The following is a 6,573-nucleotide window of genomic DNA, read 5'->3' as shown; positions in this document are numbered from 1 at the left end:
AACTATTTCCTCATCGGGGTCTATCAAAATTCCTACTTCCGCTCCTAATTCTAAATACTTCTTTATTTTCTCTTTTAAAGGTTTAATTCTGTCACTTTGAGATTTAATTTCTACTACTAAATCAGGCGTTAATTCTCCAAAATAACGAACGCTTTTTTTCAGGCGTTGGGCACGAACAAAAGAAACGTCAGGTACTTTTAAATTAGAATCTGGAAGAATAAAAGCACCACTAGAATCAAACAAACGTCCGAGACGACGTGGATAAACCCAGTTACCTAATAGTCGAATTAACTGAGCGCCTACTTCACTAGAAACAATATCTGATGGACCCATAACTAATATTTTTCCTTCCTCTAATTCTAATTGATAATCTAAATCTGCTTGATTAAGATTACCTTGCAATATTTCTAAGTCTTTGACTGTTAGATTTGACATATATATTTCATCTCAATTAACAATTTATCCTGTGATTTGATTATAGCTAATGTTGAGTTTGGTTGGGTTAGGAAAAATTATCTTGATTCCAAGTAATAATATCAATTTAAAAACATATGACTATATAATTCAAGCTAATAAAGCTGGTAGTTGATAGCTGACGGCTATTTGCGCAGCATTCCGCAGGAAATGCTTACTATAATAGCTGAAAATTTATTCTAAAAATCACCCACTCTCCTTCTCTAGCTACAATATTCCCCTCAATATCTCTATGCCATTCAACCTTAGTCAAAATATATTCAGCGCCATATTTTTTCGCCACATTAACTAATTCTTTTCCTGTCTGTTGTGGAAACAAAATTTCCATCGCTCCTACCGCTAATTTATCATTCAAATCTACTCCAAAAACGTCCTCCATTCGATTTTTCCACTCCCTAATTCCGCTATCAGTTTGAGGAAAATGTTTAAAGTCTACAATAACTGCTCTCTCAGAAAAAAACTGAAAATTTGACACAAATGGAGGGATTAAAATTATGTCGTCTTTATTGCTAATTTGTTTGAATTTTAAAGCCAACTTCGTCACTTCATTTTGAGGAATTCTGTTAAATTTTACCTGTTGTTGAAATACCTCTAAAAATTTTCCTGGCAATGCCTCAAATAATCCTAAAACAAATACTAAAGTTGTGACTCCAGCCAAACTATAAGTAATTAAATATTTCCTAGCGACCGCTAAATCAACCTCATCCAAAATAAACGGAAATATTAATACCAAAAATAAACTAAGCTTTGCCAATAAATGATTAAAGTTTGAATCTGTCGGAGACTGCCCTAAGTAAAATATTAATCCAGTTAAAACTATTAACCAGACTAGTAATTTGTAACTCCATTTTTCCAAAAAAAATAATCCCACCGATAAAATAAAAAAGCAAATTCCTTGATACGGTACAGACAAAATTAGAGATATTATCAATAGTAAACCAACTCCTAAATTACCTTGCTGATATAAGCGATCGCTCACAATACTCACAGCAATAAATATCATCAACTGGGCAAAAGGAACAGTTCGCGCTAACTGCAACTTAGCAAATAAAGCTAGTGGATAAACTTCGACAAAAATATAACCCAAAAACAAAGCAAAAATTGACTCTGCAATAATTAGGTAAAACTTCCATTTCTCTAGAAATCTTACATTGGTAAAAACTAAATCTTTTTTCCTTGCTGTTATCTCTTCTATATTTCCTTTTCCAGATTTCTGCAAAAAATCTTCCGATTGAACAATATCAACTTTGTGAATACACAAACATCCACCCAAAATAAAACAGATAAAATCCAGTCTAATTTTCCAATTCCAATAAGCAGGAATAATATGATGAGGATTTCTTACCCAACCGTAGATAAACACAAACTCTTCATTACTCAATTTGTCAGTGCTAGTCGTACCAGTTAATACCATTGGCAGATAAACTAAACTTGCCAACCAAAATAAAATAATTAATGGTAAAACCACTTGTTTAAGCCGTCGATTTTTTATCGCCTCAATGAACATAATTGGTATCATCATTATTCCCGGCAAAACCCCAACTAAAAACTGTAATATTGAAGCAATACCGAAAAATAAATAACCAATTATCCATCTTTGCCGAAAACAGAAATAAATCCCCCAAACTGTTAGGCTCATCGCAAATGTTGCAGGTATGGGAGTATTAGGAAAAAGCTCTAAATATCCAATTAAAGTGTAGGATTTTAAACTCAGAAAAATTAAAACTGCTGTAGATAGTTTTGAGGTGGTAAAAAATTTACTAATAGCAGATAAACCCCAGATAAAACCAATCAATGAAATTAGATAATAAATCAAATATGTAAGGGAAATACTACCAGTAACTTTGCTGAAAAAATAAACTAAATGTTGGTAGTAATATCTAGGAGTAAACTGCAACATTTCCTGAACATAGTAATCATTAATATAGAGTTCAGGATTCAACATTGATTTAACTTGAGGAACATGAGTGTAATGATTTCCTACTGGAAAAGTGTATCCTCTAGTAATAAATGCACCGAGAATTAAAAAAGTAAATAGAGATAAGGTAAAGTGCCAACTATATTTTTTAAGATGCCACATTTGTTATGTAAGAAGGAAGAAGGAAGAGGTAAGAAGGAAGAGGGAAAATCTATAAAATCAACACTCTTGCTCTGAGTATTTTGATGTTTTTAAGTAAATTTTCTTTAAAAGTCAAACGTAAGTATTCAGCTATAGCGGTAAGCTATTTCTACGAGATTTCGTACTCTGAAGCTGTGATAAAGTTGCTTTTTTTCCTTTAAAGGCAATCAAGCTGATAGCTGATAGCTGACTGCTGTTTGCGCAACATTCCGCAGAAAATGCTTACAGTCAAACTTTACTTAACTAGCTATCAGTTATCAAAAATATTCTTTGTATTCGTGTTGTAAAATCAAAATTTTACTCCCTTTGAAAACTCTAAATTCTTGAGGAAAGAATGCTATTTAGTACTGCTAGAAAACCTAGTTAATACCTAATAACTAACACCTTCTTTGGCAGAATCTTGATGGTTTCTATGTTCTTGTAAACCTCGCTCAATTAACTTGCCCACTAACCAAGATACGGAACGTTCATTCTCTTTTGCCCATCCCTCTAATTCTTTTTTCCACTCTGGAGGAATATAAGCTACAACTCTATCTAAATCTGTTTTTCCGCCCATTTTCAACACCTAATACTTAATTTTTCCGATCTTAAGCATACAAAAAATTGACTAACTTGTGTTGTGCTATGCTTTGCCATGATAGTATATGCTAGCAAAGTCTAGCAATTACATCTTGATATCTGGCCATGAATCGGAAAAACTTAACCATTATCAATCAAACATTTCGTGAAGCTTCTGTAAAAACATCTGGAATTGTATTGCTCTACAAGAAGAATTAGTTTTTAAATATTAAAAGCTTTGTTTAGCAAGAGTTTTATTACTTTTATGTTTGGAAATAATATCTATATTTTCTATAGATGCTCTATACTTGCATCATAAAAGCGATCGTCAAATCAAATCAGTGGCCAAGGATAAAAAATAAGCTTTTCTAGATATTGCTTTTGTAAGAAAAGAGTGACTTTTAGTGACTGGGTGACTAAACCTATACACAGCAAAGCTTTGAGTGCTAGTCACTAAAATAGGTGACTGACTAGGGTGACTGGTTGGACAAAAATGAGGCGATCGCCAGGCAAGTTAAGACAAGGAAATATAGAAGTGGACAAAAAATACAGAGGCAAAGTAGGGGTTTCTTCAAATAAAGGGAAGCTCCGGATAACCATTCCCATGTCAGTTGGCGGTAAATCAGGTAATTTTTTAAGCCTGGGGCTGGATGATAACCCTGAGAACCGAAAAATAGCGCAAGCTAAGGCAAGCTTATTAGAATCAGATATTTTGTATGAGAGAGTAGATAAAACTTACGATAAATACAGGGTCTTAAAGAAGGTCGTTGCAGAAAAAGAGATTACATTTTTAGAATTGTTTGAACAATATGCAATGGACAGAAAAGAAAAAGTCAGACCTTCTACTTTTAAAAGTAAATTTTTGATAGCGTTGAATTTTCTCAGGCAAAATTCTGTAGTTGGCAATATTGAGATAGATGTAGAGGAACCTGAATATGTAGATAAAATAATTCAATCTCTAAAGCATAAGTTTTCTGAAGAGACTGCTTTAGTAGTTTTTGTTCAGTTTCAAGCTTTTATCTCATGGTCTATTAAACTGAAGAAAGTCAAGAAATTACGAATCAATCCCCTCACTGGTTTAAGAAGTGAAATTAAGCCTAACAAAAGAAAGAAAAGCGATGATTATAAGACTTTATCTTTGAGTGCGAGTGAAAGGGATGAAATCTTAAACGCAATGGCTGCATCTGACCAACCTTTTGTTAGACATTATCATAACTATTACTCTTTCTTGTTCTACACAGGATGTCGTCCAAGTGAAGCTATAGCAATGACTTGGGATGATGTTATTGGTGATTATGAATTTATTAAATTCAATAAAGCTATTACTGATAGTGTAGATGGTTTACAAGAATTAGAAGGTTTAAAAACACAAGATAGTAGGTTGTTTCCTATCAATAATCAGGTAAAAAATATATTGACGAAACAGAAAGAATATCAGCCAAATAACCTTAAAAACAGAGTTTTTACTACTCAAAGAGGAAAAATTATCGACACACGAATTTTGAGGAGTAGAACGTGGAAACCGATACTGTTAAGCCTTAACATTGATTACAAAAAGCCTTATAGCACGAGACATACATTTATCACTTTGTCTCTGGAAGCAGGCATGGATGTCAAAGACGTAACGAAGCTCGTAGGAAACAGCCCCGTTACTACCTATAAACATTACGCTTCAGCAGACATCAGGCAAATACAAGTGCCTAGTCTGTAATTTATGATATCAACTTAGGCAAGATTGACCATGTTGCGTCGGTAAGCAAACCACTTTTCGGGATTTCCGAAATGAACTAGCAGGTCGCCAGCCATTTCTTTTAGGAAAGTCCCGATTTTCTCTCCGTTCTGATCAAAAACTTTTACCTTGTCTCCTGGTTTTAGGGGCTTCTCTGGATAGGGTGGTGATTCAGCTTGATTTGCTAGTTTCAATGACCACGACGGGACTTTGTGTTCTTGGTATTTGTCAGATTCAACCCAGCAATATTGACCATTAATTTGATTTTCCACTTTAACAACTACCAGCTCTTCATCCGATTCAGTAGTGTCGATCACTTTGTCTCCTACTTTAAAAATATCATCTGCTGCAACAGAGGCTGTTTTAGTGACTGGCTGACTAGATTCAGCGGTGGTGGGAGCTTCAGACTTAGTCACTAAATTAGGTGACTGACTGGTGACTGGTTTTGTGAGTGGTTCTAGGCCAAAGTCGGTAAAAGCTTGTAAGAGTTTCGGCGGTATTTTGCCTTCATCATCTGTTAGGTAAAATCCTCGGCAATCTTTACTTGGGGAGTCTGCTCCGCGTTTGCGATAAAGAATGTTTCTAGCCTTCTTAGAAATATCATAGGTCTCCAAGAATTTCTTTAGTTGATGTGGTGTTTGTTTTTCGTCTTCTCTCTCTAATCTGTCGTTGATTTCCTGTCTTGATATTTTCTTAATTCCTGCTTTCAGTTTCTCGTAAAATACTGGAATTAATATATCTTGCACATTTGGGTTTCGCCAGACTGATTTATCAGCTTCTAACTCTGCCAATGTAGCATTTTCCTGGTCTAGCCAGTGAGGTTCATCATTAGCAATGGCATTCATTACTGCCCCCCATAGCTTGTCTCTGTTTTGCCTCACATAATCTATATCTATCTGTTCGCCCTTTTTCTGAGGTAGTGAAACCACCCAGAAACGTCTATTACCGGTTTGGTCTGTGAGAAATTCAGACTTGTTTGTTGTACCACAGATTGAAAAACGTCTGTTCATTTTGCTGGCACTTCGGGCATAGGGAGGACGGATGACATCAGCTTTTCGGGTAAGGAAGGATTTGATGTTAGCTTCCTTGGTTTTGTCGAAGATGTTTTCTAGCTCTGCCCACTCAACTATCCAGTGGGAGTGAGGTTTGATTTTTTCATCCTTATCAGAAATGTTCCCCATGTCATCTGTGAAAAATCCCTGTCCTGCTAATGCTTCAAAAAATGTTGACTTAAATATTCCTTGATTTCCTTGTAGGACGAGAGCGTTATCCATCTTCTCTTCTTCCTTAGACAGCGATCGCCTGGCAGTGCCAATTAGCCACTTTCTGACCATCAGCACCTGAATAGTTTTTGTCACCTGTAGTGATTTAGTGATAAATTCATCGATAAAGTCAGACTTGGTTTGAGGCAAGCCTCTTAGATAATCTTCAACTGGGTTAAACTTTGTAGCCACTTCTGCTATTAGTGGATAAAACCTGTCTAAAGCGCCAGTGTAGTAAACATGAAAGTATCTGTCTATTAATATTGGCAAATCATATCCTACACCGTTTGGGTACATTTCACTAACGGACTTACCATCTATCTCATACTCCATTGTCAGAAGGTTTAACCGCAATCTTTCATGTATCTTTAACTCTTCTTTCAGAAACCGAGCATTTGCAGCAGGAGAACCAGCTCCTATTCTCCAACTAC

General features: G+C 35.3%; 5 protein-coding genes. 1 reads left to right on the top strand and 4 read right to left on the bottom strand.

What is annotated here, in order from left to right:
- From AC3DU7_RS21105 to AC3DU7_RS21095, 3 genes are all read right to left on the bottom strand, one after another.
- A partial coding sequence (locus AC3DU7_RS21105; protein ID WP_488041268.1) for a Uma2 family endonuclease occupies positions 1 to 435 on the bottom strand: 435 nt, incomplete at its 3' end.
- A 196-nt stretch (positions 436 to 631) separates the two neighbouring features.
- Positions 632 to 2,554 (bottom strand): DUF6798 domain-containing protein, encoded by a 1,923-nt coding sequence (locus AC3DU7_RS21100; RefSeq protein WP_488041267.1) that lies wholly within the window; start codon positions 2,552 to 2,554, stop codon positions 632 to 634.
- A gap of 409 nt (positions 2,555 to 2,963) precedes the next feature.
- Positions 2,964 to 3,149 carry a ribbon-helix-helix domain-containing protein gene (locus AC3DU7_RS21095; protein WP_488041266.1) on the bottom strand — a complete coding sequence of 62 codons (186 nt, stop codon included), beginning with the start codon at positions 3,147 to 3,149 and terminating at the stop codon, positions 2,964 to 2,966.
- 477 nt (positions 3,150 to 3,626) lie between these two features.
- Between AC3DU7_RS21095 and AC3DU7_RS21090 the strand changes: the two genes are divergently transcribed.
- On the top strand, positions 3,627 to 4,862 hold the full coding sequence (locus AC3DU7_RS21090; protein ID WP_488041265.1) for a tyrosine-type recombinase/integrase: 1,236 nt from the start codon (positions 3,627 to 3,629) through the stop codon (positions 4,860 to 4,862).
- Positions 4,863 to 4,876: 14 nt separating this feature from the next.
- On the opposite strand, the gene AC3DU7_RS21085 is transcribed toward AC3DU7_RS21090, so the two are convergent.
- Positions 4,877 to 6,573: VapE domain-containing protein (locus tag AC3DU7_RS21085; protein WP_488041264.1), on the bottom strand; the 1,697-nt coding region annotated here is incomplete at its 5' end.

The sequence above is a fragment of the Okeania sp. genome, assembly GCF_983059655.1.
Note: the sequence above shows the minus strand (reverse complement) of the source record. Positions and strands in the feature narration are given on the sequence as shown.

Coding starts and splice junctions, on each gene's coding strand:
- AC3DU7_RS21100 (WP_488041267.1), bottom strand. CDS start 2,554: ATGTGGCATCTTAAAAAATATAGTTGGCACTTTACCTTATCTCTATTT.
- AC3DU7_RS21095 (WP_488041266.1), bottom strand. CDS start 3,149: ATGGGCGGAAAAACAGATTTAGATAGAGTTGTAGCTTATATTCCTCCA.